Source organism: Enterobacter quasihormaechei (assembly GCF_004331385.1).
GTDB classification, from domain to species: Bacteria; Pseudomonadota; Gammaproteobacteria; order Enterobacterales; family Enterobacteriaceae; genus Enterobacter; species Enterobacter quasihormaechei.
In genome coordinates, this window is record NZ_SJON01000007.1 from 155,072 (window position 1) to 179,612 (window position 24,541).

Annotated in this window: 15 protein-coding genes, 2 tRNA genes and 1 other RNA gene; 7 read left to right on the forward strand and 11 right to left on the reverse strand. The window is 59.0% G+C overall.

Annotated elements, in window-relative coordinates:
- Nucleotides 1–64 precede the first annotated feature (64 nt).
- The 5 genes from E0L16_RS11755 to E0L16_RS11775 all read left to right on the forward strand — a co-directional run bounded on the left by E0L16_RS11755 (nucleotide 65) and on the right by E0L16_RS11775 (nucleotide 1,950).
- Complete coding sequence (locus tag E0L16_RS11755) at nucleotides 65–529, forward strand: YchJ family protein (protein ID WP_063866536.1); 465 nt, start codon at nucleotides 65–67, stop codon at nucleotides 527–529.
- A 41-nt stretch (nucleotides 530–570) separates the two neighbouring features.
- Nucleotides 571–1,413 (forward strand): formyltetrahydrofolate deformylase, encoded by an 843-nt coding sequence (gene purU, locus E0L16_RS11760; protein WP_063452241.1) that lies wholly within the window; start codon nucleotides 571–573, stop codon nucleotides 1,411–1,413.
- Between the two features lie 157 nt (nucleotides 1,414–1,570).
- Nucleotides 1,571–1,655: transfer RNA gene (locus E0L16_RS11765), tRNA-Tyr, on the forward strand.
- A 34-nt stretch (nucleotides 1,656–1,689) separates the two neighbouring features.
- Nucleotides 1,690–1,774: transfer RNA gene (locus E0L16_RS11770), tRNA-Tyr, on the forward strand.
- Between the two features lie 45 nt (nucleotides 1,775–1,819).
- A non-coding RNA gene (locus tag E0L16_RS11775) (RtT sRNA) lies at nucleotides 1,820–1,950 on the forward strand.
- A 239-nt stretch (nucleotides 1,951–2,189) separates the two neighbouring features.
- Here the strand turns inward: E0L16_RS11775 and narI are convergent.
- The 5 genes from narI to E0L16_RS11800 form a co-directional block, all read right to left on the reverse strand.
- On the reverse strand, nucleotides 2,190–2,867 hold the full coding sequence (gene narI, locus E0L16_RS11780; protein ID WP_063452240.1) for a respiratory nitrate reductase subunit gamma: 678 nt from the start codon (nucleotides 2,865–2,867) through the stop codon (nucleotides 2,190–2,192).
- A complete protein-coding gene (gene narJ / locus E0L16_RS11785) occupies nucleotides 2,867–3,577 on the reverse strand; it encodes a nitrate reductase molybdenum cofactor assembly chaperone (protein WP_063866535.1) in 711 nt (236 codons plus the stop codon). The genes narI and narJ overlap by 1 nt, the downstream gene beginning before the upstream one ends.
- Entirely contained in the window at nucleotides 3,574–5,109 is a 1,536-nt protein-coding gene (gene narH / locus E0L16_RS11790) for a nitrate reductase subunit beta (RefSeq protein ID WP_063452238.1), read from the reverse strand. The genes narJ and narH overlap by 4 nt, the downstream gene beginning before the upstream one ends.
- A complete protein-coding gene (locus E0L16_RS11795) occupies nucleotides 5,106–8,849 on the reverse strand; it encodes a nitrate reductase subunit alpha (RefSeq protein ID WP_131636984.1) in 3,744 nt (1,247 codons plus the stop codon). The genes narH and E0L16_RS11795 overlap by 4 nt, the downstream gene beginning before the upstream one ends.
- Nucleotides 8,850–9,230: 381 nt before the next feature.
- Complete coding sequence (locus E0L16_RS11800) at nucleotides 9,231–10,628, reverse strand: NarK family nitrate/nitrite MFS transporter (protein WP_063452236.1); 1,398 nt, start codon at nucleotides 10,626–10,628, stop codon at nucleotides 9,231–9,233.
- 309 nt (nucleotides 10,629–10,937) lie between these two features.
- Here E0L16_RS11800 and narX point away from each other — a divergent pair, with 309 nt between their 5' ends.
- Both narX and narL read left to right on the forward strand, forming a co-directional pair.
- Complete coding sequence (gene narX, locus E0L16_RS11805; RefSeq protein WP_107535489.1) at nucleotides 10,938–12,734, forward strand: nitrate/nitrite two-component system sensor histidine kinase NarX; 1,797 nt, start codon at nucleotides 10,938–10,940, stop codon at nucleotides 12,732–12,734.
- Nucleotides 12,727–13,377 carry a two-component system response regulator NarL gene (gene narL / locus E0L16_RS11810; protein WP_003856701.1) on the forward strand — a complete coding sequence of 217 codons (651 nt, stop codon included), beginning with the start codon at nucleotides 12,727–12,729 and terminating at the stop codon, nucleotides 13,375–13,377. Before narX ends, narL begins: the two co-directional genes overlap by 8 nt.
- A gap of 1 nt (nucleotide 13,378) precedes the next feature.
- Here narL and E0L16_RS11815 read toward each other — a convergent pair whose 3' ends face one another.
- The 6 genes from E0L16_RS11815 to E0L16_RS11840 all read right to left on the reverse strand — a co-directional run bounded on the left by E0L16_RS11815 (nucleotide 13,379) and on the right by E0L16_RS11840 (nucleotide 24,378).
- Complete coding sequence (locus E0L16_RS11815) at nucleotides 13,379–14,797, reverse strand: YchO/YchP family invasin (protein ID WP_131636985.1); 1,419 nt, start codon at nucleotides 14,795–14,797, stop codon at nucleotides 13,379–13,381.
- A 181-nt stretch (nucleotides 14,798–14,978) separates the two neighbouring features.
- Complete coding sequence (locus E0L16_RS11820; RefSeq protein ID WP_131636986.1) at nucleotides 14,979–17,456, reverse strand: nitrate reductase; 2,478 nt, start codon at nucleotides 17,454–17,456, stop codon at nucleotides 14,979–14,981.
- The gene (gene nirB, locus E0L16_RS11825) at nucleotides 17,453–21,439 is read right to left on the reverse strand and encodes a nitrite reductase large subunit NirB (protein WP_131636987.1); all 3,987 of its coding nucleotides are present in this window, start codon (nucleotides 21,437–21,439) and stop codon (nucleotides 17,453–17,455) included. Before nirB ends, E0L16_RS11820 begins: the two co-directional genes overlap by 4 nt.
- 12 nt (nucleotides 21,440–21,451) lie before the next feature.
- A complete protein-coding gene (locus E0L16_RS11830) occupies nucleotides 21,452–22,240 on the reverse strand; it encodes an ABC transporter ATP-binding protein (protein WP_131636988.1) in 789 nt (262 codons plus the stop codon).
- A gap of 9 nt (nucleotides 22,241–22,249) precedes the next feature.
- On the reverse strand, nucleotides 22,250–23,128 hold the full coding sequence (ntrB, locus tag E0L16_RS11835; RefSeq protein ID WP_112793224.1) for a nitrate ABC transporter permease: 879 nt from the start codon (nucleotides 23,126–23,128) through the stop codon (nucleotides 22,250–22,252).
- Between the two features lie 2 nt (nucleotides 23,129–23,130).
- Nucleotides 23,131–24,378 carry a CmpA/NrtA family ABC transporter substrate-binding protein gene (locus E0L16_RS11840; RefSeq protein WP_131636989.1) on the reverse strand — a complete coding sequence of 416 codons (1,248 nt, stop codon included), beginning with the start codon at nucleotides 24,376–24,378 and terminating at the stop codon, nucleotides 23,131–23,133.
- Between the last annotated feature and the right edge of the window lie 163 nt (nucleotides 24,379–24,541).

Here is a 24,541-nt window from a genome sequence, read left to right on the forward strand (position 1 = left end):
GCTCAGTTAACATATTGCTACCTTAAGCGTTTAACGCCTTATTTTTTGTTCCAGGAAAAGAATTGTGTCTCAACTCTGCCCCTGTGGTAGCGCTCTGGAGTATAGCCTATGTTGCCAGCGATATCTTTCTGGCGAGCAGGTTGCACCAGACCCGTCACACCTTATGCGCTCACGGTATACTGCTTTTGTGATCAAAAACGCAGACTACCTGATTAAAACCTGGCATCCGTCCTGCCATGCGGCCGATTTTCGTCAAGAGATTGAAGCCGGATTTGCCAACACCGTCTGGCTGGGCCTCACCGTCTTTGATGCCGCTCCCGGCCGCGATGCCAACGAAGGCTATGTCAGTTTTGTCGCCCGCTTTAGTGAACAAAACAGACCTGGCGCCATCATTGAACGCTCCCGGTTCTTAAAGGACAGCGGGCAATGGTATTATATTGACGGCACACGTCCGCAGTTCGGTCGTAACGATCCCTGCCCCTGTGGTTCAGGAAAAAAATTTAAAAAGTGTTGCGGCAGTAATGCCTGACAACTCAGACTTCGCAAATACATAAACAGGATTTCCCGGCGATGCAATCACTACAACGTAAAGTTCTGCGCACCATCTGTCCCGATCAAAAAGGGCTGATCGCACGAATCACCAACATTTGCTACAAACATGAACTGAATATCGTGCAGAACAACGAGTTCGTTGACCACCGTACCGGTCGCTTCTTTATGCGTACCGAGCTGGAAGGCATTTTCAACGACACCACCCTGCTTGCCGATCTGGACAGCGCCCTGCCGGAAGGCTCGGTGCGCGAACTGAACCCGGCGGGTCGTCGCCGCATCGTGATTCTGGTCACCAAAGAGGCGCACTGCCTGGGCGATCTGCTGATGAAAGCCAACTACGGTGGCCTGGACGTCGAAATTGCTGCCGTCATCGGCAACCATGAAACGCTGCGTACTCTGGTTGAGCGCTTCGACATTCCGTTCGAGCTGGTCAGCCATGAAGGCCATACCCGTGAAGAACACGACAACCTCATGGCGCAGGCCATCGAGGCGCATAACCCGGACTACGTTGTGCTGGCAAAATACATGCGCGTCCTGACGCCGTCCTTCGTGGCACGCTTCCCGAATAAAATAATTAACATTCACCATTCGTTCCTGCCAGCCTTCATTGGCGCGCGTCCATATCACCAGGCTTACGAGCGTGGGGTGAAGATCATTGGTGCGACCGCCCACTACGTGAATGATAATCTGGACGAAGGTCCAATCATCATGCAGGACGTGATTCACGTGGATCACACCTACACGGCAGAAGATATGATGCGAGCGGGCCGTGACGTTGAGAAGAACGTGTTGAGCCGTGCGCTGTATCAGGTTCTTGCCCAGCGCGTCTTCGTGTACGGCAACAGAACGATTATTCTTTAATCCTTTGTAAAATGAATTGATTAGCTTTACGCCTTTACGGATAAAAAGCAGGCAAACAGCGTCATTTACCTAAAGGAATGCTTTACAGGGGCGTCTCATTTGATATGATGCGCCCCGCTTCCAACAGGAAGCAGGCCAGTAAAAAGCATTACCCCGTGGTGGGGTTCCCGAGCGGCCAAAGGGAGCAGACTGTAAATCTGCCGTCATCGACTTCGAAGGTTCGAATCCTTCCCCCACCACCATCTTCAGTTTTACCTCAAATTATGAATTACCCCTGGTGGGGTTCCCGAGCGGCCAAAGGGAGCAGACTGTAAATCTGCCGTCATCGACTTCGAAGGTTCGAATCCTTCCCCCACCACCATCACTTCCAGATCCTTCAGCACTCTCCAAAAGCACAATGCGCCATGTTTCTCCAGTGCGGGGAAGGATGAGAAGCTTCGACCAAGGTTCGATTCGAGCGTAGCGAGAAAGCGTTGCCGCAGGCAACGACCCGAAGGGCGAGGCGCAACGCGCCGAGTAATCCTTCCCCCACCACCATCACTTTCCAGATCCTTCAGCACTCTCCATAAGCACAATGCGCCATGTTTTCCGATGCCGGAAGTAAGCCTTCCCTGCCTGTTTTCCACGGTGGCGCTTCGCTTACCGGGGCTACAAACATATTCGTAGGCCGGGTAAGGCGCAGCCGCCACCCGGCATCCGACCGCGACATCCGCGCTAAACCCAGGCACCAGGCCAAAAAAAACCCCGCAAAAGCGGGGTTCTTCAAAACAACGAAATCAGCGACGAGCACGCACTACCTGATATTTGCGCGTCAGGTACTCCACCGGCGCGCTCCAGATATGCACCAGACGGGAGAAAGGGAACAGCACAAACAGGGTCATACCCAGCACCAGGTGAACGCGGAAGATAAACGCCACGCCGTCCAGATGCTCAGATGCACCGCCGTGGAAGGTCACGACGGACTGCGCCCACCCCACCAGCTTCATCATTTCACTGCCGTCCATATGCTGCGCAGAGAATGGAATAGTCAGCAGACCCAGCGCGCATTGCACCATCAGCAGGGAGAGGATCAGGATGTCCGCGCCTGTGGTGGTAGCCCGCACGCGTGGGCTGAACAGACGACGTTTCAGCAGCAGCAGACCACCCACCAGGGTCATCACGCCGCAGGCACCCCCGGCGATCATCGCCATCTTCTGCTTCACTTCAATCGGCAGCCACGCTTCGTACATCCAGTGCGGCGTCAGCATTCCCAGGAAGTGACCGGCGAAAATCCCCAAAATCCCGATGTGGAACAGGTTTGACGCCAGGTTCATCCCCTTACGATCCAGCATCTGGCTGGAGGCAGCACGCCAGGTGTACTGGCCATAGTCATAACGCAGCCAGCTTCCCACCAGGAACACGGTGCCCGCGATATACGGGTAAATGTCAAAGAAGAACATATTCAGGAAGTGCATTAGTGCTGTCCTCCGTTAGAGATATTCAAATATTGCGGAGCCACCGCTCCGGCAAAACGACGCTGATGCGCAGAGATTTCAGACTCGCCACAGTTCTGGTCAGCAAAGAATTTCACCTGCTCTTCTTCCCAGACGGCGTCCAGCGCTTGTGGGGTATCGTCGCGAGCTTCATCCGCGATTTTTTCCGCCACTTTTTCACTGTCGACCGAGGCGTTCGCCAGCTTCACCAGCAGATCGAACAGTACGGCATAGCGGCTCTCACGCTGCTGTAGACGTGCGCCGAGCAGCGCCAGAATGGGAGCGATGTCCTGCAACCCCCCCAGGGCCTCTTCTTTCGGCAACTGCGCCAGATACTCCAGGTACAGCGGCAGGTGATCCGGCAGCTCGCGGCTGTCGAGTTGCAGACCGTGCTGTTCGTACTGGGCCATCAGATCCACCATCGCCTGACCACGGTCGCGGGATTCACCGTGAACGTGTTCAAACAGCAGCAGAGACGTCGCACGACCACGGTCAAACAGCTGGCTGTAGTCCGCCTGCGCGTCGAGAAGATCGCGCGCCAGCAGGTCGCGGAGGAAAACGCCCAGCTTCTGGGCATCCTCTTTATCCAGGTTTTCAGATGACGCGAGTGCATCAAAGAGTTCCTGTTGATGCTGCGCAAGCGCAGCATCAGGGTACTCGAGCAGACGCGAAACAATGACGAGTTCAATCATTGGTGCGGCTCCGTTTTGCTGGTCACATCCATCGCGTCGATGCGGCGGCTGTTGAACAGGTTGAATTTACTGTCTGACCCGTGGCAACCGTCGCCAAAGGTAAAGCCACACCCGCTTTTCTCCGGGAAGGCCTCGCGCGCCAGCTCGCGGTGGCTGCTTGGCACCACGAAACGATCTTCGTAGTTAGCGATTGCCAGATAGCGGTACATCTCCTGCGCCTGCGCTTCGGTCAGGCCGACCTCTTCCAGCGCGCGGGTATCGTTAACACCGTCAACGGTTTCCGCACGTTTGAAGTGACGCATTGCCAGCATACGTTTCAGCGCCAGCAGCACCGGCTGGGTATCTCCGGCGGTCAGCAGGTTGGCCAGGTACTGAACCGGGATACGCAGGCTTTCCACGTCCGGCAGAATACCGTTGCTGCCCAGCTCACCCGCGTCCGCCGCAGACTGAATCGGCGACAGAGGCGGCACGTACCAGACCATCGGCAGCGTGCGGTATTCCGGGTGCAGTGGCAGGGCCAGCTTCCAGTCCATCGCCATTTTGTACACCGGAGACTGCTGCGCGGCGTCGATCACGCTCTGCGGTACGCCGTCTTTCAGCGCCTGCTCAATCACCTTCGGATCGTTCGGATCGAGGAAGACGTCCAGCTGACGCTGATAGAGGTCTTTTTCGTTCTCGGTGCTTGCGGCATTCTCAATCGCGTCCGCGTCGTACAGCAGCACGCCGAGGTAGCGGATACGGCCTACGCAGCTCTCGGAGCAGACGGTCGGCATACCGGCTTCGATGCGCGGATAGCAGAAGATGCACTTCTCTGACTTACCGCTCTTCCAGTTGAAGTAGATTTTTTTGTACGGACAGCCGGTGATGCACATACGCCAGCCGCGGCACTTGTCCTGGTCGATCAGCACGATGCCGTCTTCTTCACGCTTGTAGATGGCGCCGCTCGGGCAGGTCGCGACGCACGCCGGGTTCAGGCAGTGTTCGCACAGGCGCGGCAGATACATCATGAAGGTGTTTTCGAACTGGCCGTACATCGCCTTCTGCATGTTCTCGAAGTTCTGGTCCTTCGCGCGTTTTTCGAACTCGCCGCCCAGAATTTCTTCCCAGTTTGGACCGCTGGTAATTTTGTCCATGCGCTTACCGGTGATCAGCGAGCGAGGACGGGCGATCGGCTGGTGTTTGCTTTCCGGCGCGTTGTGCAGGTTCTGATAGTCGTAATCAAACGGCTCGTAGTAATCGTCGATGCCCGGCAGATGCGGGTTAGCGAAGATTTTACCGAGCAGCATCGCACGGTTACCCATGCGCGGTTGCAGTTTGCCGTTGATTTTACGGATCCAGCCGCCCTTCCACTTCTCCTGGTTTTCCCAGTCGGTCGGGAAGCCGGTGCCCGGCTTGCTTTCCACGTTGTTAAACCAGGCGTACTCCATACCTTCACGGCTGGTCCAGACGTTTTTACAGGTGACCGAGCAGGTATGACAGCCGATGCATTTATCCAGATTCAGCACCATGCCGACTTGTGAACGAATTTTCATTTTACGCTCTCCTGTACCTGGTCATTACCTTCGCCGTCTAACCAGTTAATATTCTTCATCTTACGTACCACCACGAACTCATCGCGGTTCGATCCTACGGTGCCGTAGTAGTTAAAGCCGTAGGCCAGCTGGGCATAGCCACCAATCATATGGGTCGGCTTCGGCGTAATACGGGTCACGGAGTTGTGAATACCGCCGCGCTGCTCGGTGATCTCTGAACCCGGCAGGTTAACGATACGTTCCTGCGCGTGATACATCATGGTCATCCCGGCCGGCACGCGCTGGCTCACCACGGCTCGTGCCGTCAGGGCACCGTTACTGTTGAACACTTCGATCCAGTCGTTATCTTCGATACCCAGATCTTTGGCGTCCGCTTCGCTCATCCAGACAATCGGACCGCCGCGTGACAGCGTAAGCATCAGCAGGTTGTCGCTGTAGGTGGAGTGGATACCCCACTTCTGGTGCGGCGTCAGGAAGTTCAGCGCCTTCTCAGGGTTACCGTTCGATTTCGCGCCCATTACCGCTTTCACGGAGCGGGTGTCGATTGGCGGACGGTACACCAGCAGGCTTTCACCGAAGTCACGCATCCACTGGTGGTCCTGATACAGAGACTGACGACCAGAAAGCGTGCGCCAGGGGATCAGCTCGTGAACGTTGGTATAACCAGCGTTATAGGACACATGCTCATCTTCCAGACCAGACCAGGTCGGGCTGGAGATAATTTTTCGCGGCTGGGCCTGAATATCGCGGAAGCGAATTTTCTCTTCCTCTTTATTCTTCGCCAGATGCGTGTGGTCACGACCGGTAAATTCACTCAGGGCCGCCCACGCTTTCACCGCCACGTGGCCGTTGGTTTCCGGTGCCAGGGTCAGGATCATCTCCGCCGCATCAATTGCCGTGTTCAGCATTGGCTGGCCTTTGGCCGGGCCGTCTGCTTTGGTGTAATTGAGCTTGCGCAGCAGGTCCATTTCGCTCTGGGTATTCCAGGCGATGCCTTTGCCGCCGTTACCGATTTTCTCCATCAGCGGGCCGACAGAGGTAAAGCGCTCGTAGGTTGCCGGGTAATCACGTTCAACCGGAATGATGTGCGGCGCGGTCACGCCCGGGATCAGGTCGCATTCGCCTTTTTTCCAGTCCTTCACGTCAAGCGGCTGCGCCAGTTCGGCAGCGGAGTCGTGCTGGATTGGCAGCGTCACCACGTCGGTCTCTTTGCCCAGGTGACCTACGCAGACTTCGGAGAATTTCTTCGCGATGTCTTTGTAGATATCCCAGTCGCTTTTCGATTCCCACGCCGGGTCAACGGCGGCAGACAGCGGATGAATAAACGGATGCATGTCCGAGGTATTCATGTCGTCTTTTTCGTACCAAGTGGCGGTTGGCAGCACGATATCGGAGTAAAGGCAGGTGCTGGACAGACGGAAGTCCAGCGTCACCACCAGATCCAGCTTGCCGTCCAGACCGTTGTCTTTCCATTCCACTTCTTCTGGCTTCACGCCGCCCTGCTTGCCGAGGTCTTTACCCTGAATACCGTTCTCGGTGCCCAGCAGGTATTTCAGCATGTACTCGTGGCCTTTACCGGACGAGCCGAGCAGGTTGGAGCGCCAGATGAACAGGTTGCGCGGATGGTTTTTACCGTTTTCAGGCTGTTCTGCCGCGAAACGAATTGAGCCTTCCTTGAGCGATTTCACGGTGTAATCCACCGGCGACATGCCCGCTTTCTTCGCCTCTTGTGCAATACGCAGCGGGTTAGTGCCCAGCTGCGGCGCCGACGGCAGCCAGCCCATACGTTCAGCGCGCACGTTGAAATCAATCAGGTGGCCGCTGTAGCGGGATTTATCCGCCATCGGCGACAGCAGCTCCTGCGCGGTAACCGTCTCGTAGCGCCACTGGCTGGAGTGGTTATAGAAGTAGGAGGTGCTGTTCATGTGACGTGCCGGGCGCTGCCAGTCAAGGGCAAACGCCAGCGGCTGCCAGCCGGTCTGCGGACGCAGTTTTTCCTGGCCCACGTAGTGCGCCCAGCCGCCGCCGCTCTGACCGACGCAGCCGCAGAAGATCAGCATGTTGATCAGGCCGCGATAGTTCATATCGAGGTGATACCAGTGGTTCAGACCGGCACCCACGATGATCATCGAACGACCGTGAGTTTTGTCGGCGTTTTCCGCAAATTCACGCGCGATACGGGTGATCTGCGCGCGCGGCACGCCGGTGATCTGCTCCGCCCAGGCCGGGGTATAGGCCTTCACGTCGTCGTAGCTGGTTGCGCAGTTTTCGTCGTTCAGACCGCGCTCCAGGCCGTAGTTCGCCATGGTCAGGTCGTAGACCGTCGTGACCAGCGCGGTAGAGCCGTCCGCCAGTTGCAGGCGCTTAACCGGCAGTTTGTGCATCAGGACGTTTTGCAGCTCAACCTTGTTGAAGTGCTCGGAACCTTCACCGCCAAAGTACGGGAAGCCGACATCGGCGATCTCGTCCTGGCTGCCCAGCATGCTGAGGCGCAGTTCCGTCTCTTCGCCGGTGGTGCCGTTACGCTGCTCCAGGTTCCATTTGCCTTTCTCGCCCCAGCGGAAGCCGATAGAACCGTTAGGTGCCATCAGCTCGCCGTTGCTGTTGCAGGCGACCGTTTTCCACTCTGGGTTGTTTTCCTGCCCCAGCGCGTCCACCAGATCCGCAGCACGCAGCATACGGCCCGCCGCGTAGTAGCCGTCGCGCTCTTCGAGCATCACCAGCATAGGCATGTCGGTGTAGCGACGGACGTAATCAGTGAAGTACTGGCTTGGCTTGTCGAGGTGGAACTCACGCAGCATGACGTGGCCCATCGCCAGCGCCATTGCGGCATCGGTACCCTGTTTTGGGGCCAGCCACAGGTCGCACAGCTTGGCGATTTCCGCGTAGTCCGGCGTTACCGCGACGGTTTTCGTCCCTTTGTAACGTACTTCAGTGAAGAAGTGCGCATCCGGGGTACGGGTCTGCGGCACGTTAGAGCCCCAGGCGATGATGTAGCTGGAGTTGTACCAGTCGGCAGATTCCGGCACGTCGGTCTGCTCACCCCAGGTCTGCGGTGACGCAGGCGGCAGGTCACAGTACCAGTCGTAGAAGCTCAGGCAGGTCCCGCCGATAAGCGACAGGTAGCGCGCGCCGGAAGCGTAAGAGACCATCGACATCGCCGGGATTGGCGAGAAGCCCGCCACGCGGTCAGGACCGTAGGTTTTCACGGTATAGACGTTGGAGGCGGCAATCAGCTCGTTCACCTCTTTCCAGGAAGAGCGAACAAAACCACCGCGACCGCGCGCCTGCTTGAAGCTTTTCGCTTTGTCGGCATCTGCAATGATAGAGGCCCACGCATCAACCGGATCGCTGTGCTGCACTTTCGCTTCACGCCACATTTTCATCAGGCGTTTACGCATCAGCGGATATTTCAGACGGTTGGCGCTATAGAGATACCAGGAGTAGCTGGCCCCACGCGGACAGCCGCGCGGTTCATGGTTCGGCATATCCGGACGGGTACGCGGATAGTCGGTCTGCTGCATTTCCCAGGTCACCAGACCGTTTTTAACGAAAATCTTCCAGCTACATGAGCCAGTGCAGTTTACGCCGTGGGTAGAACGGACAACTTTGTCATGCTGCCAGCGTTGACGGTAACCGTCTTCCCAGTCCCGGTTGGTATCCAGAACCTGGCCGTGCCCATCGGCAAAAGTTTCACCCTTCTGTTTGAAGTAGCGAAACCGGTCCAAAAATTTGCTCATCGGGTATCTCCTGTATGGAGCCTGTGGCTCTCTAAATCGACATTGCTGATTTGCAGCGAAGGTAACGCTATGAAAGATGGTGAGAATTGATAACGATCAAGGCGAAGGGGGTCTGTCACGGGGGGTATTAGATCAAATACCACCAAAGCGGTATCTGTTATTATTTTTTATATACATGATTTATATGGATATTTTTTATTTATCGTACAAAAGAAGAAGCAAAATTTAACATCTTAGGTATTAAGGGGTAGAAACACCTGTAAAGCGATGGCGATCACAGTGTTACCTGCGAGTGAACGTGAATACGTTTTTTAGTATGTTGTAACTAATGAAGCATGAAAAAAAGCGCGGCACTGAGGCCGCGCAAACGGATAATCAAGCTTACTTGTTTTTCTTGGTATTACGGCCGTATACCAGCCACGTGATGGCCACGCAGGCGATATAGAAGACGAGGAAGACTTTCATCGCACCCGCCGGAGAGCCGGTCAGATCCAGTGAGATACCAAACGCTTTTGGAATAAAGAAGCCACCAATCGCGCCAATTGCAGAGATAAACCCAAGTGCCGCAGCGGTATCGGTGGCGGCTTCACGCATCGCCTGCTCGTCGCTCCCACCCTGCGCTTTCACGCGGTCCATGGTCAGCTTGCGGAAGATGACAGAGATCATCTGGAAGGTAGACGCACTGCCCAGCCCGGCCGTCAGGAACAGCACCATGAAGACGCCGAAGAAGGCAAAGAAGTTACCGCCCTGACCATCAACAGGCAGCGTCAGGAACAGCAGCGCACAGAAGATAGCCATCACAACAAAGTTCACCAGCGTAACGCGGGTCCCACCCAGACGGTCGGAGATCATCCCGCCCAGCGAACGTGCCAGCGCGCCAATAAACGGACCGAAGAAGGCAAACTGAAGGATCTGCACGTCCGGGAACTGGGTTTTCGACAGCATCGCAAAGCCCGCAGAGAAACCGATGAACGAGCCAAAGGTTGCCAGATACAGCAGCGCCATCACCCACAGGTGGCCGCGTTTCAGCACCGGCAGCTGCTCGCTCAGGGAAGCTTTGGACGCGGACAGATCGTTCATGAAGAACCACGCCGCCAGCGTAAAGACCACCAGGAACGGCACCCAGATCCAGGCTGCGTTTTGCAGGAACAGCATTGAACCGTCAGGCTGCGTCACGCCACCGCCACCAAAGGCGGCAAAGATGGAGACGGAGATCGCCAGCGGCGCAAGCAGCTGCATCACGCTCACGCCCATGTTACCCAGACCGCCGTTAATGCCCAGCGCACCGCCCTGCTTCGCTTTCGGGAAGAAGAAGCTGATGTTCGCCATGCTGGACGCAAAGTTCGCACCCGCAAAACCGCACAGCAGAGAGATAATCACGAACACGCTAAACGGCGTGGAGGTATCCTGCACCGCAAAACCGAGCCATACGCACGGGACGATCATGATCCCGGTACTGAAAGCCGTCCAGCGACGACCGCCAAAGACAGGCACCATAAATGCGTAAGGCACGCGCAGCAGCGCACCTGAAAGCGACGGCAACGCGGTCAGCATAAACAGCTGATCGGTGGTAAAGGTAAAGCCCACTTTAGGCAGGTTAACCGCAACCGCACTGAACAACATCCAGACGCAAAACGCCAGTAACAGACATGGAACGGAAATCCACAGATTACGACTTGCTACACGGTGGCCGCGCTGTTGCCAGAACGCCGGATCCTCTGGACGCCAGTCTGTAATTACGGCACCAGTTTCCCTTTCGGGAGCGGAAGAGTGACTCATAGACACCTCTGATTCTCGAATGATGCTGCAAACATTAGGGCTTTAGAGCGGCGGTAAGTTGATATAAATCAAAGGAAAAGTGGGAGGTTTCGCGGTGAAAAAAAAGCCATCACTCTTAGTGAGTAGATGCAAAACGTAAAAAAGGTGTGGTTTTTCACGGTGCTGACGCATCCCTGCTTCGTCCACCCACTAACCGTTACCCCTCCGGCAATTTAGAGGTAATCCTTTATTGGTATGGGTATACTCCGGGGTATGCACCAGAATAGCGCCATTCCTGCAAGCAGGTCACGTCAGGAGCCCGTCAACTCTATGTTAAAAAGATGTTTATCTCCGCTAACGCTGGTTAACCAGCTGGCGCTTATCGTTCTGCTGTCCACCGCTATCGGTGTGACCGGCATGGCTATTTCTGGCTGGCTGGTACAGGGCGTACAGGGTAATGCGCATGCCATCAACGAGGCAGGCTCGCTACGCATGCAGAGTTACCGGCTGCTGGCATCGGTTCCGCTGACGCAGGCTGACCAGCCGCTTATCGACGAAATGGAGCGTACCGCATTCAGCCCTGAGCTGGAAAGAGCCGCTATTCGTGACGGCCAACAATCTCAGCTTAAGGCGCTTCAGGGCTACTGGCACACCCAGCTGGCGCCCGGGCTAAAGCGGGCGGAAAATCGGGAAACGGTCGCGCAGGATGTCGCCGGGTTTGTGTCACGCATCGACCATCTTGTCAGCTCTTTCGATCGCACGACAGAGTTACGCATTGACCGTGTGGTGATGGTTCACCGCGCGATGGCGTTGTTTATGGGTTTGCTGCTGATTTTCACGGTTATCTGGCTGCGCGCGCGGCTGCTGAACCCCTGGAAACAGCTTCTGGCGATGGCCCGCGCCGTCACTCAACGCGATTTTACCCAACGCACGCACATCAGCGGGCGCAACGAAATGGCGATGCTCGGCGAGGCGCTCAATACCATGTCGGCTGAACTCTCGGAAAGCTATGCGGTACTGGAAAAACGCGTCCAGGAGAAAACCGCCGGGCTTGAGCAGAAAAACGAGATCCTCTCTTTCCTGTGGCAGGCGAACCGTCGCCTGCATATGCAGGTGCCGCTTTGCGAGCGTCTCTCGCCGGTACTGAACGGCCTGCAAAACCTGACCCTGCTCCGCGATCTTGAGCTACGGGTTTACGACGTTGAAGACGAAGAAAACCACCAGGAATTTACCTGTCAGTCGGACATCTCCTGCGACGATAAAGGGTGTCATCTGTGCCCGCGCGGCTTGCCTCCGCTGACCACCAGCGGCACGACCCTCAAGTGGCGGCTGATGGACAGCCATACCCAGTACGGTATTCTGCTGGCAACCCTGCCAGCCGGGCGTCACCTCAGCCACGACCAGCAGCAGCTTGTGGATACCCTGGTTGAGCAGCTCACGGCCACCCTCGCGCTCGATCGCCACCAGGAGAAACAGCAGCAGCTGATTGTTATGGAGGAGCGCGCCACCATCGCCCGCGAGTTGCACGACTCCATCGCCCAGTCCCTCTCCTGCATGAAGATGCAGGTGAGCTGCCTGCAAATGCAGGACGAAGGCATGCCCGAAAGCAACAAACAGCTGCTCAGCCAGATCCGCAACGAGCTTAACACTTCATGGGTTCAGCTTCGCGAGCTGCTGACCACCTTCCGTTTGCAGCTCACCGAGCCGGGGCTGCGCCCGGCGCTGGAATCCAGCTGCCAGGAATTTAGCGCCCGGCTGGGCTTCCCGGTGAAGCTGGATTACCAGCTGCCGCCGCGTTTTGTCCCCTCTCACCAGGCGATCCATGTGCTGCAAATTGCCCGCGAAGCCCTGAGCAACGTGCTCAAGCATGCCGAGGCAACGGCCGTTACGGTCACCGTCAGCTGCCAGGATAATCAGGTGAAGCTCAGGGTTCAGGATAACGGTCGCGGCGTGCCGGAAAATGCCGAACGAACGAACCATTATGGTTTAATTATCATGCGAGACCGCGCGCAAAGCCTGCGCGGTGATTGCCAGGTTCGCCGGGGAGAGTCAGGTGGCACCGAAGTCGTGGTCACCTTTATACCCGAAAAGTCCCTAATAACTGCTCAAGGAGAAAACCATGACTAATCAGGAACCGGCATCGATCCTGCTGATTGACGATCACCCGATGCTGCGCACTGGCGTTAAACAGCTTGTCAGTATGGCGCCGGATATCACCGTCGTCGGTGAAGCCAGCAACGGTGAACAGGGGATTGAACTTGCCGAATCGCTTGATCCTGATTTGATCTTGCTCGATCTCAACATGCCGGGCATGAATGGCCTGGAAACCCTCGACAAGCTGCGGGAGAAATCCCTTTCTGGCCGGGTGGTGGTCTTCAGCGTCTCCAACCACGAGGAAGACGTGGTCACCGCCCTCAAGCGTGGGGCAGACGGCTATCTGCTGAAGGATATGGAGCCGGAAGATCTGCTCAAGGCGCTGCAACAGGCTGCCGCAGGCGAGATGGTGCTGAGCGAAGCGTTAACGCCGGTGCTGGCCGCCAGCCTGCGTGCGAACCGCGCCACGTCCGATCGTGACGTCAGCCAGCTGACCCCGCGCGAGCGCGACATTCTGAAGCTGATTGCCCAGGGTCTGCCTAACAAAATGATCGCCCGCCGTCTGGACATCACTGAAAGTACGGTCAAGGTGCATGTCAAACACATGCTGAAGAAAATGAAGCTAAAATCCCGCGTCGAAGCTGCCGTCTGGGTGCATCAGGAACGCATTTTTTAACTTAGTCGTCCGGCAGCAACTTCCACCGTGGATCGTCGTCAGGCATTGCGACGAGCGGTTGCACCACGGAAAGCGTGATCTCATTGGAGGAGACACGCTGCCCATCCTTATCTTCCACCACGGCCACAAGCCGCCATTCGTTTTTCGCCCCTTCCGCGTCGTTCCAGGCGGGCATAATCACGCTCCAGCCATCGCTGCTGTTGCTGTTTGCCGGTGAGGTCAGGCTGAGCGCCTGGGTATCACCCAGCCAGTGGATCTGACGGATACCGTGGGTGCTGCGAATTTGCAGCTTCAGCATGACGGTTTCACCCGGCTTAAGATCCCACGGCGGCGTAGCCAGGTAGACCGAGAGGGTTTTTCGCTGACGAAACTCCATGACGGGCAGATTATCGCGCTCAGGTGAATCATAGCGGCTTCCCCGCAGCGAGCGCGTCGCCGCCACTTCCCCGGCGGAAAGCTGTTTCGCCAGCGGCACGCCAAAACGATAGTTGAGCTTTAGCCCGAGGTTATTCTGGCTAACCCCGCTCTCCCCCTGCTTATGGGCAGCCGTCAGGGTGACCAGTGGAACGGGGGTATAGTTCAGCCCCAGGTTGACCGCGACCGGGTTGTGATACCCCGTACCGCTGTTAAACAGATCGACGTTATCGCCGAAATACTGTTCAAAGCTGACGCTGGTGTTCAGATGATGAAACCAGGGTAGCCAGGCTTTCGCCGTTACGTCGTACCCGCGCGCCATGCGCTGCTCCCGAATGTCGGAACCCGGCTGCCAGCCGGCAAACGGCTGGTAGTAATTGGCCGACAGGCGCAGGTTTTCTCCCCACGCCTCTGCGCCCAATCCGGCGCGTTGCAGGTTGTCTTCAAGCAGGTTGTCGTAAAAGGTGTTGTAGCCAAGCAGCCACTTTCCGGCCACCCAGCGCTGACCAATCCCCACGTTGCTCACCAGCCCATCCGTCTGCTGCGTCAGGCCCAACTGGCTCCAGCTCAGATAACGGTTGTTATCGTTCCAGGGGATAAACCAGCTGCCGCTGCTGCCGTTGAAGTTCCCTTCGTCATCCACCAGCACGTTGACGCTGGCATTCCCCCAGGGCGAAAGCCAGGATTCAATCTGCTCGTTAACTTCCCCGCTCACGGCATCCCGCACTTTGCCAAACGCGAACTCTCGCGCCTGCTGCCCGGCGGTCAGGCCGTTATCGGTCATACTGGCTTCACCGAAGGCTTTTGCCATTTCAGCCAGGTGCTTTTCGCCCTCGCTCGTCGGTTGCGCCATACCCAGATCCGGCAGGCTATCGCCGTTGTTATCAAACGGGTTTTGCGCCTGCTGCACGAAGGATTTCGGCGCACCGTGAACGGCTCCAGCCGAAATAAGGGGGAGTAACAGCAAAAAACGGATGCGGGACGATACAGCCTTCAACGTCGTCAATAAGAACCTGTGTTTTTGAACAAACACTTATATGTTAACGCCATAAGCCCTGAAAACCAGCCTTAAAATAAATTTCAGGAATATCCTGAAAAGATTTATCGGGTGGCGGCTACGCCTTACCCGACCTACGGGCCGGTACGAATGTGTAGGTCGGGTAAGGCGTAGCCGCCACCCGACGCTATTATCCCAACAGTTCTTTCAGCTCCGGCACGCAGGAGCCGCAGTTAGTCCCGCAGCGCAGCTTCACTCCCAGCGCTGTCGCAGAATCACAGCCTCCGGCTATCGCCTGGCGTATCGTGTTTTCACCCACGCTGAAGCAGCTACAGATAATTCGACCGGGATCGGCACCTTCACCCGGCCGTTGTCCGTGCAGCAGCGCATGGCGTTCAGCGACGTGTACGGGCGCAGAAGCAAAGGCTTCTTCAATAAACGCATGCGCCAGCGCCGGCAGCGTATGGCCCTCCCAGTAGCCAAGCATCAGCTCGCCGAGATGCCAGGCCAGTATGCTGCTGCGTTCCCCTGTCTGAGCCACCTGTAGCTGCCAGCCCCGGGCGCTGGCATACGCCATAATCCACGACAGCAGAGGCCGATCTCCCGCTACCGTCAGACGTGAGGCTTTACGCCACCAGCAGACCGACGGCGGCAACGCCGGCAGCTCGCGGGCATACAGTTCTCCCTGCCAGGCGGGGAGCCAGGGCATGATCCTTACCGCCGTTTGTTTACTCTCAGGCTGGCCGGAACAGGCATCCACCCGTCCCTCCACCAGCGCATTGACTTTCCCCTGCCGGGCAAACTGCGCGTTCCAGTGCATCGGCGCAAACAGCTCGCCTGCACGCTGTGAGGGGGAAATACGGACTCTGGCAACCATCACTCCGCGCGGGGAGCTTATCCGCGCCAGCTGGCCGTCCGTCAGGGCCGCGCGCGCCGCATCGGCTGCGCTTATCTCAACAAATGGCTCGTCGATATGCTGCATCAGGCGCGGAACATACCCCGTGCGCGTCATGGTGTGCCACTGATCGCGGATGCGCCCGCTGTTCAGTATTAACGGGTACAGTTCGTTAACGCAGGCGCCATGTGTTGAGGGCTCAACCGGAACAATCGTTCTTTGCGGGAAATCACCGGCGCGCCACTGGTACGGCGCCAGATCGTCCCATGCCTCTCGCGTCAACGACGCCAGTTCGTGCAGGTTCAGGGCCCGTTCGCCGTTATTTTCATACGCCGTCAGCGCCGCATGCTCACAAAAGATCTCCTGAGGATGTTCCCAGGCGAAGGCCTCGCCATAGCCTAGCTGGTCTGCGATCCGGGCGACGATCCACCAGTCCGGTTTGGCCTCGCCGGGCGCAGGCAGAAAGGCGCGCTGGCGGGAGATACGGCGTTCAGAGTTCGTCACCGTGCCGTTTTTCTCGCCCCACCCCAGGGCGGGAAAACGGATATGGGCAAACCGGCTGGTGTCCGTCTCCTGCATCACTTCAGAAACAATAACCAGCGGACAGGCCGCCAGCGCCTGGCACACCGCGTGGCTGTCCGGCAGCGACACGGCGGGGTTGGTGCCCATGATCCACACCGCCTTCACCTCGCCGCGGGCAATGGCGTCAAACAGGTCCACCGCCATCAGGCCCGGGGTCTGCGCCAGCCGCTCGGTGCCCCAGAAGCGGGCCACGCGCGCGAGATCGTCCGGCTCAAAATTCATGTGTGCCGCCAGCTGATTCGCCAGCCCGCCCACTTCCCGCCCGCCCATGGCGTTTGGCTGTCCGGTCAGCGAAAACGGGCCGCAGCCCGGACGGTTGAACTTCCCGCTGGCAAGATGCACGTTAATAATGGCGTTACACTTGTCGCTGCCGCTGGAGGACTGGTTGATCCCCATGGTGTAGAGCGTGATCGCGCGGGGCGCGGTGACAAACCAGTCGTAGAAGGTGCCAATCTCGTCTGGCGTCAGGTCGCAAAACGCCGCCACGCGAGGGATAGTCCACTCGCCGCTCCCCTGAATCAGGTTGAGCAACCCCACAAACAGCCCGGCGTCGCTGCCGGGTTTCAGCGCCAGATGCAGGTCTGCGACATCGCAGGTGGCGGTTTTGCGCGGATCGATCGCGACCACTTTCATCTGCGGATTGTTGTGTTTGGCCTGCACCAGACGCTGATACAGCACCGGATGCGTCCAGGCCGCGTTGGACCCGACCAGCACCACCAGATCGCTGTTTTCCACGTCTTCGTAGCTGCACGGCACCACGTCTTCACCGAAGGCGCGTTTGTAGCCCACCACCGCCGACGACATACACAGCCGCGAGTTGGTATCAATGTTCGCCGCCCCGATAAAGCCTTTCATCAGCTTGTTGGCGGCATAGTAATCCTCGGTCAACAGCTGGCCGGAGGCGTAAAACGCCACCGCCTGCGGGCCCCATTCGTTGATGATGTTCCGCAGCCGCTCTCCCGCTTCGCCCAGCGCCTCGGGCCAGTCTACCTCCAGGCCGTCGACCATCGGGCGCAGCAGGCGTCCCTGCAACCCCGTCGTGTCCCCGAGGGCGGATCCCTTCACGCACAGCCGCCCAAAATTCGCAGGATGGGTTTCATCTCCCCGGATGCTTACCTTTTCACCGTCTACGCTGGCGACCACCCCGCAGCCCACGCCGCAGTAAGGGCACGTTGTCCGGGTTTCCGTCATGAGGCCTCCGCGCGCATCACCAGCTCTTCGTTGCCAACCCACACCTTGCCGTTTTCAATTTTAACCGGCCAGGCGCGCACCGCGGGTTCGCCGCTCTCCACCTGACAGCCGTCGCGCAGGCGAATGCGCTGCTTATAAAGTGGCGAAATCACCACCGGTTCACCCGCCGCATCGCCGAGGATGCCGCGCGAAAGCACGTTCGCGCGGCTGCCCGGTTCCCGATCGTCGAGGGCATAAACGGTTTGACCAAAGCGGAACAGCGCAATCGGCTTGCGCCCAAGATGCGCGCCGATGCCCGCCTGCTCCGGAATATCGTCGATGCCGCAAATTTCCTGCCAGCGCTTGCTTTCCTCCACGACAGGGTGGTTCACCGCGGTGCGGAACAGCGCCAGGCGGTCAGGATTGTTAAGGGTGGTTTGCCATTCACACTGGTACGTCTCTACTACCCGGGCCATCTCCTGCTCCAGCTCGTGGGCGATCCCGAGGCTGTCGTTCAGGATCACCTCACGCAGATAGTCGAGGCCGCCTTCCAGGTTGTCCATCCAGGTACTGGTGCGTTGCAGACGATCTGCCGTGCGGATATAGAACATCAGGAAGCGGTCGACGGTGCGGATCAGCGTTTCGTCGTCCAGATCGCTGGCGAAAAGATCCGCGTGGCGCGGCTTCATCCCGCCGTTGCCGCACAGGTAAAGGTTCCAGCCTTTATCCGTGGCAATCACCCCCACGTCCTTGCTCTGCGCCTCTGCGCACTCGCGGGTACAGCCGGAAACCGCCATTTTAATTTTGTGCGGCGCGCGCAGCCCCTTGTAGCGGTGCTCCAGCCTGACCGCGAGGCCGGTAGAGTCCTGAACGCCGTAGCGGCACCAGGTCGACCCGACGCAGGATTTCACCGTGCGCAGGGATTTTCCGTAGGCGTGCCCGGTTTCAAATCCTGCCTCAACCAGCGCCTGCCAGATCTCCGGCAACTGTTCGAGCGTGGCGCCAAACAGGTCAATACGCTGCCCGCCGGTGATTTTGCTGTAAAGGCTATAGCGTTTCGCAATCTGGCCGATGGCGATCAGCCCGTCGGCGGTCACTTCACCCGCAGGCATGCGCGGCACGATAGAGTACGTTCCGTCCTTCTGAATATTGGCGAAGTATCGGTCGTTGGTATCCTGCAACGGCAGGTGCGCCGGTTTGAGCAGATACTCGTTCCAGCAGGAGGCCAGCACGGACCCCACCAGCGGCTTACAGATCTCGCACCCGTGCCCCTGACCGTAGCGGCTGATAAGCTGGTCGAAGGTTCGGATATGGTTGACGCGCACGAGGTGGTAAATCTCCTGGCGCGAGTACGGGAAGTGTTCGCAGATGTCCTTTTTCACCTCCACGCCCTGCTCCGCAAGCTGGAACTCCATCACCTGCTTCACCAGCGCGCTACAGCCACCGCAGCCGGTCGCCGCTTTGGTGCACTGCTTAATGGCGCCGAGATCCGTTGCCCCCGCGCTCACCGCCTGACAAATATCGCCTTTGCTGACGTTATGACACGAACAGATCTGCGCGCTTTCCGGCAGCGCCGCCACGCCCAGCGCTTTCGGCGCGCTGCCTGACGAAACCGGTAAGATCAGCGTTTCTGGCGCTTTTGGCAGACTGATGCCGTTGAGCATCATCTGCACCAGCGTGGCGTATTCGCTGGCATCGCCCACCAGCACGCCGCCTAGCAGAGTTTTGCTGTCGTGGCTGACCACGATTTTTTTGTAGATTTGCTGTGGCCCATGCGTCCACTGGTAGCTTAGCGCCCCCGGCGTGCGCCCGTGGGCATCCCCAAACGACGCCACGTCCACGCCGAGCAGCTTGAGCTTGGTGCTCATATCCGCACCGGTGAAGCGTTTCTCCTCACCCGCCAGCACGGCGGCGGCCACGCGCGCCATCTGGTAGCCCGGGGCCACCAGACCAAAGATTTTTCCCTCCCACAGCGCGCATTCACCGATGGCAAACACGTTCGGATCGGAGGTCCGGCAGGCGTCGTCAATGCAAATCCCGCCGCGCTCACCGACAGCCAGCCCGCTGCTGCGCGCCAGCGCGTCCTGCGGACGAATACCGGCAGAGAAGACCACCATGTCCGTTTCGAGATGTTCACCGTCGGCAAAGCGCAGCACCAGCCCGTCGGGCGTCGAAGCAATTTCCGTGGTGGCTTTACTGGTGTGAACGCCAACGCCCAGCGCCTCAATTTTCCTGCGCAGCATCGCCGCGCCGTCATTGTCGAGCTGCACCGCCATCAGATTCGGCGCGAACTCCACCACGTGGGTTTCCAGCCCAAGCTGTTTGAGTGCATTTGCCGCTTCCAGCCCGAGCAGGCCGCCGCCAATCACCACGCCGCGGTGCGAGCCCGCCGCGTGGGCCGCGATATTGTCCAGGTCGTCAAGGGTGCGGTAGACAAAGCAGCCCGGCAGATCGTTGCCCGGTACCGGCGGCACGAAGGGGTACGAGCCGGTCGCCAGCACCAGCTTGTCCCAGTGGGTCTCATGGCCGCTGGCGGTACGCACCACGTGCGCTTCACGATCGACCGCGACGATCTGCTGCGACAGGCGCAGCTCAATGCCGTTGTCGGCAAAGAAATCTCCCTCCACCAGCGAGAGCGAGTCCGCGCTGCGTCCGCCAAAATACTCCGACAGATGCACGCGGTCGTAGGCGGCATAGCGCTCTTCGCCAAAGACAACGATCTGATACTGCTGATGCAGATTGCGGTTAACGCAGTCTTCGAGGAACTGATGGCCGACCATACCGTGCCCAACCACCACCAGAGTAGGTTTTGTCATAGCGTTCTGTCCTGCAACCTGCGGTTGCGTTGTGAAACGATCGAACAGCCAGTCCGCGTGTGCGGGCGCAGCCGTTGCCAGTAAATCGGTAAATGTCGCCGCGCTGCGGCAGTCGCCCATCAGCAGCACGCCAGCCAGCGCCCCGCGATGGATCAGTAAACGACGATAGTGGCGGGTCAGCGGATCCCATGAGCTCCAGACCACATCGTCCGCGCGCGCCGTGGCGCGACCGAGGCTAAACAGCTCCACGCCGGTCACCTTTAGGCGCACGCCGTTGTCAGTCAGGGTAAAGGGCGCGGTAACGTCACCGGCGAGGCGCGCGGCGAGGATGTCCGCCTGCGCCAGACAGGGGGCGACCAGGCCAAACGTCTGACCGTCAATTTCGCAGCACTCGCCAATGGCGTAGATATTCGCCACGGAGGTTTGCATCTGCTGATCCACCACAATGCCGCGCACGCAGCGAATGCCACTGGCCCGCGCCAGCGCAACGTTGGGCTGCACGCCAGTCGCCAGTACCACGCGCGCGGCGTCGACGCGGCGTCCACTGAGCAGCGTCACGCTATTCGCGTTGATCGCCGCGATGCCGGAGGCGAGTTCACAGCGCACGCCCCGCTCCGCCAGCGCCTCTTCCAGCAGCATGCTCGCCTGCTGGTCAAGCTGCTGCTCCATCAGCCACGGGCCGCGATGCACAAGCGTGACGTTGTCACCTGAAAGGGCCAGCGCGGCCGCCGCCTCCACGCCGAGCACCCCGCCGCCCAACACGACTGCCGGTCCGGAGATGTTCTGAATGGCGCAGGTCTCTGCCAGGGTGCGAAAGGTAAACACGTGCGGCGCGTCGCCGCCGGGGATCGGCGGCACAACAGGTCTCGACCCGGTGGCAAACACCAGCGCATCCCAGCTCAGCGTGCGGGCGGTGGTACGCACTTCATGCGCGTTCAGGTCAACGCCGAGCGCCGTTTCTCCTCGCAGCACCGTCACGTCTCGTGCCGTATACCAGCCTTCATCGTGCAGACAGAGGTGCTCCGCCTGCTTTTCTCCGCCGAGAACCGGTGAGAGCTGGATGCGGTTATAGGCGTGCTGCGGCTCGTCACCGATTACCGTAATCGCAACGCGACCGGGAGCACGCTCGGTCAGCGAAGCAATCAGCCGGGTTGCCGCCATACCATTACCGATAATGACCAGTCGCATCGTGCCTCCTCGTTATGCCGCTTTCGGCTGTTTTTCGTAGAGGAAATGGAGAATTTGCTGACGCATGTGGTGATAGCGGCCGTCGTCCGCCAGCTGCACCCGGTTGCGCGGGCGCGGCAGATCGACGCGCAGGATCTCGCCCACGGTGGCCGCCGGGCCGTTGGTCATCATCAGCACCCGGTCAGAAAGCAGCACCGCCTCGTCCACGTCGTGGGTGATGAGCACAATGGTGGTGTTCAGCGCCTGCTGGATCTGCATTACTGAGTCCTGCAAATGGGCTCGCGTCAGGGCATCCAGCGCGCCAAACGGCTCATCCATCAGCAGCACTTTGGGTTTCATCGCCAGCGCCCGGGCAATCCCCACGCGCTGCTTCATGCCGCCGGAGATCTCCCCGGGGCGCTTATGCAGCGCGTGGCCCATCTGCACGCGGTCGAGGTTGTGCTCAATCCACTCTTTGCGCTCGGCCTTGCTCATGGTGTGACGGAAGACCTGATCCACCGCCAGCGCCACGTTGTCGAAGCAGGTTAACCACGGCAGCAGCGAATGATTCTGGAACACCACCGCGCGCTCGGGCCCCGGCCCGGCGATTTCGCGGTTGTCGCAAATCAGTCCGCCTTCCGTAGGCAGCGCGATCCCGGCGATCAGGTTTAACAGCGTCGACTTGCCGCAGCCGGAGTGACCAATCAGACTGACGGTTTCGCCCTCGAGGATATCGAAAGAGACGTTTTGCAGCGCCAGAAACTCGCCGCTGGCAGTGGAAAAACGCTGGCTCACTGCCTGGACCTGAATTAACGGTTTCATCTTTGCTCCTTATTTTTCCTGCCAGCTAAAGCGACGGGCGATCAGCATCAGCCCTTGCTCCAGCAGCAACCCGACCACGCCAATGATGACGATGGCGATGAGAATGTTTTCAACGTTGAGGTTGTTCCACTCGTTCCAGATCCAGAAGCCAATGCCCAGGCCCCCGGTGAGCATCTCGGCGGCGACAATCACCAGCCAGGCAATGCCGATGGAGAGGCGTACCCCGGTCAGCACCGCAGGCAGCACGGCGGGAAAAAGAATGCGACGCATGATGGTCCACTCGGAGAGTTGCAGCACGCGGGCCACGTTCAGGTAGTCCTGCGGAATGCGGCGCACCCCTTCGGCGGTGTTTATGACCATTGGCCAGATGGAGCAGATAAAAATGGTCCAGCTCGATGCCGGCTCCGCCTTCTGGAACAACAGCAGGCCGATGGGCAGCCAGGCCAGTGGGCTGACCGGGCGCAGGAGCGCGATCAGCGGGTTAAACATGCGTGAGAAAAAGGTGAAGCGGCCAATCAAAAAGCCCAGCGGGATGCCCGCCAGCGCCGCCAGGCCAAAACCGATGGCGACGCGCTGCAACGACGCAAGCACGTTCCAGCCGATGCCCATATCGTTTGGCCCGTCGCGATAAAACGGATCGGCGAACAGGGTTATGGCCGAATCAAGCGTGCTGAGCGGCGTCGGAAAGCCTTTACTGCTCATCGCTGCCAGCTGCCAGAGCATCACCAGCAGCCCGAGACCGAGCAGCGCCGGGATGACGCGCTGTAAAAAATCGTTCATCCGGCGCGCAAAGGCGGGCGTGCGGCGGCGAACCTGTAACGGAGGCAGGACAATCACTTCCCCGCTCTCTGACGTCTCTTGTGGTTTCCTATTTTGCAGATGCGGCATAATCAGGCCCCTTTACGGTGAATGGCGAAGCGGTTGGCGTATCCTTCCGGATCGGTGCCGTTCCAGACGGTGCCGTCCATCAGGGTGCTGCTGCGATACGGTGATGACGGTGTGGACATGCCGCCCACGGCGGTAGCGGCATCCTGCCAGACCGCGGTCTGGTTAATGCGCTGCGCGATGCCCGCGTAGTCCGGCGCGGCTTTGAGCAAGCCCCAGCGGCGGAACTGGGTTAAGAACCACATCCCGTCGGAGAGGTACGGGTAGCTCACGGCCCCCTCGTTGAAGAAGCGGATCGGGTGCGCATCCTGCCAGCGCTGGCCCAGGCCGTTGTCGTACTCGCCGAGCATGCGTCCGGTGAGGTACTGTTCCTTGCAGTTCAGCCAGGCGCGGCGAGAGAGGATTTGCGCGGTTTCACGTTTGTTTTCCGCCGACGCGTCGATCCACCGCGCGGCTTCCATTACGGCGCTTACCAGCGCCCGCGCGGTGTGCGGATTTTTCGCCACCCAGTCGCGGCGGGTGCCGAGAATTTTTTCCGGGTGATCGGCCCAGATGGACTGCGACGTGGCGGCGGTAAAGCCGATGCGGTCGTTAATCGCCCGCGCGTTCCACGGCTCGCCGACGCAAAACCCGACCATGTTGCCGATGCGCATGTTCATTACCATCTGCGGTGGCGGCACCACCACGGTGCGGACGTCGTCAAAGGGATTGATGCCCGCGCTGGCCAGCCAGTAGTAGAGCCACATGGCGTGGGTCCCCGTCGGGAAGGTATGCGCGAAGGTGTAGGTTCCCGGCGCCTGCTGGCCGATCAGCTTTTTCAGCCCGTCGAGGTCACGAACGCCCTTCTCCGCCAGATCGCCTGAAAGCGTGATGGCCTGGCCGTTCTGGTTAAGGGTCATCAGGTTCGCCATCTGGTGTGGCTTGCCCGCGATCCCCAGCTCCAGCCCGTACAGCAGGCCGTACAGAATGTGCGCGGCGTCCAGTTCGCCCGCCACCAGCTTGTCGCGCACCGCCGCCCAGCTCGCCTCTTTGGTCGGCACAATGGTAATGCCATGCTTTTTATCGAACCCCTTCAGGGCCGCGATAACCACTGGCGCGCAGTCGGTCAGGGGAATAAACCCGATACGCACGGTATCCTGCTCTGGCTTATCTGACCCCGCCGCCCACGCGGCCTGCATGACACCCGGCAACAGCATCGCGCCACTCGCCAGTAGGCTGGCCTGCAATAACCGCCGTCTCGACAAATCCGCCATAATCGCTCCTGAAAAAAAGCAAAAAAAAAAGCGCCCGACGGTGCTGAAGCACCGCTGGACGCCTTTATCCCGAAGACGCATGCACCGCCGTTGGCGCATCGTCAGAAATGGTTAATCTGTTAATGCAAAGGTGATGCCAGCTTTTAATCCCTTGTTTTTCAGG

What these genes read in the sequence shown, in the direction of transcription:
- purU (WP_063452241.1), top strand. Translation starts at nt 571, where the DNA reads ATGCAATCACTACAACGTAAAGTTCTGCGCACCATCTGTCCCGATCAA.
- narI (WP_063452240.1), bottom strand. Translation starts at nt 2,867, where the DNA reads ATGCACTTCCTGAATATGTTCTTCTTTGACATTTACCCGTATATCGCG.
- narJ (WP_063866535.1), bottom strand. Translation starts at nt 3,577, where the DNA reads ATGATTGAACTCGTCATTGTTTCGCGTCTGCTCGAGTACCCTGATGCT.
- narH (WP_063452238.1), bottom strand. Translation starts at nt 5,109, where the DNA reads ATGAAAATTCGTTCACAAGTCGGCATGGTGCTGAATCTGGATAAATGC.
- E0L16_RS11795 (WP_131636984.1), bottom strand. Translation starts at nt 8,849, where the DNA reads ATGAGCAAATTTTTGGACCGGTTTCGCTACTTCAAACAGAAGGGTGAA.
- E0L16_RS11800 (WP_063452236.1), bottom strand. Translation starts at nt 10,628, where the DNA reads ATGAGTCACTCTTCCGCTCCCGAAAGGGAAACTGGTGCCGTAATTACA.
- narX (WP_107535489.1), top strand. Translation starts at nt 10,938, where the DNA reads ATGTTAAAAAGATGTTTATCTCCGCTAACGCTGGTTAACCAGCTGGCG.
- narL (WP_003856701.1), top strand. Translation starts at nt 12,727, where the DNA reads ATGACTAATCAGGAACCGGCATCGATCCTGCTGATTGACGATCACCCG.
- E0L16_RS11820 (WP_131636986.1), bottom strand. Translation starts at nt 17,456, where the DNA reads ATGACGGAAACCCGGACAACGTGCCCTTACTGCGGCGTGGGCTGCGGG.
- nirB (WP_131636987.1), bottom strand. Translation starts at nt 21,439, where the DNA reads ATGCGACTGGTCATTATCGGTAATGGTATGGCGGCAACCCGGCTGATT.
- E0L16_RS11830 (WP_131636988.1), bottom strand. Translation starts at nt 22,240, where the DNA reads ATGAAACCGTTAATTCAGGTCCAGGCAGTGAGCCAGCGTTTTTCCACT.
- ntrB (WP_112793224.1), bottom strand. Translation starts at nt 23,128, where the DNA reads ATGCCGCATCTGCAAAATAGGAAACCACAAGAGACGTCAGAGAGCGGG.
- E0L16_RS11840 (WP_131636989.1), bottom strand. Translation starts at nt 24,378, where the DNA reads ATGGCGGATTTGTCGAGACGGCGGTTATTGCAGGCCAGCCTACTGGCG.